We start from the raw sequence: 1,208 nt of genomic DNA on the forward strand, positions 1-1,208 counted from the left end.
CCCGCGCGCCCACGGCTAGCTTGCGGACGGCCCGTCAGCGTCCCTCCCCCGCACCACCGCAGACCCCCGGGAGTCAGCCTTGCGCACTTCGCCGATCCTGCGGCGCGCCGCACGCGCCGTGGTCCCCGCCCTTACGGCGGCCGCACTCGCCCTCGGCGCGGTCCCCGCCGCGAACGCCGCGAGCGCGGCCACAACCTCCGTCCGTTCCCAAGAGGCGCTCGACTCCGACACCGACGGCCCGATCGGGCGCGGCGAGGTGATGGACCGGGCGTGGTCGTGGATCGCCGAGCAGGTGCCGTACAGCCAGCAGGGCTGCCACGGCAACCAGTTCGGCTGCTACCGCCCGGACTGCTCCGGCTTCGTGTCGATGGCCTGGCACCTGGGCACCTCGCTCGATACCTGGCACCTGTGGAACGTCACCGCCGACATCCCGGCCGACGACCTGCAGCCGGGCGACGCGCTGCTGAAGGACTCCGGCGGCACCGACCACGTCGCGCTGTTCGTGCGCTGGGCCGATCCCGCCCACACCCAGCCCGTGGTGCGCGAGGAGTACGACTACGGGCACGTGGCCGAGGAGCGGACGTGGGGCAACGGGCTGCGCGGCTTCACCCCGCGCCGCTACAACCGCCTGGACGACCTGATGCCCTATGGCGCGATCCGGGTCAAGTACGACGCCATGGGCGGCCTGAACAGCGTGCTGGGCGCGCCGATCCGCGGCGAGCGCGACTCCGCGGCCGGCGGGCGCTTCCAGCAGTTCCAAAGCGGCATCATCCTGTGGCACCCGGACGCGGCGTTCGCCGTCCACGGCGACATCCTCACCCGGTTCTGGGCCACCGACGCCGAACGGGCCTGGGGCTTCCCGACGATGGACGAGGCGGACGGCGCCGCGGCCCCCGACGGCACCCGCGGGCGCTACCAGTTCTTCGAGCGGGCGCTGATCCTGTGGTCCGCCCCGACCGGCGCGCACGTCGTCCACGGCGCGATCTACGACGCCTTCCACAACGCCGGCCACGAGAAGGCGGTGGGCTACGCCCTCACCGACGAGAGCGACGAACCGGGCGGGCGCGTCCAGAAGTTCCAGAACGCCACGATCCACTGGAACGCCGCCACCAACACGACGTCCGTCACCCGCCCCTGAGACCCCGGACCGCTCAGGCGGGCTGGACGAGGCGGTTCTCGTAGGCGTAGACGACGGCCTGGACGCGGTC

Annotated in this window: 1 protein-coding gene; it reads left to right on the forward strand. The window is 73.0% G+C overall.

Annotated elements, in window-relative coordinates; genetic code table 11:
• The first annotated feature begins 79 nt into the window (after positions 1 to 79).
• Complete coding sequence (locus tag AB0O00_RS40365) at positions 80 to 1,138, forward strand: hypothetical protein (RefSeq protein ID WP_363659640.1); 1,059 nt, start codon at positions 80 to 82, stop codon at positions 1,136 to 1,138.
• Positions 1,139 to 1,208: the final 70 nt, after the last annotated feature.

Origin of the sequence: Kitasatospora sp. NPDC093558, assembly GCF_040683475.1 — a bacterium.
Lineage (GTDB): Bacteria > Actinomycetota > Actinomycetes > Streptomycetales > Streptomycetaceae > Kitasatospora.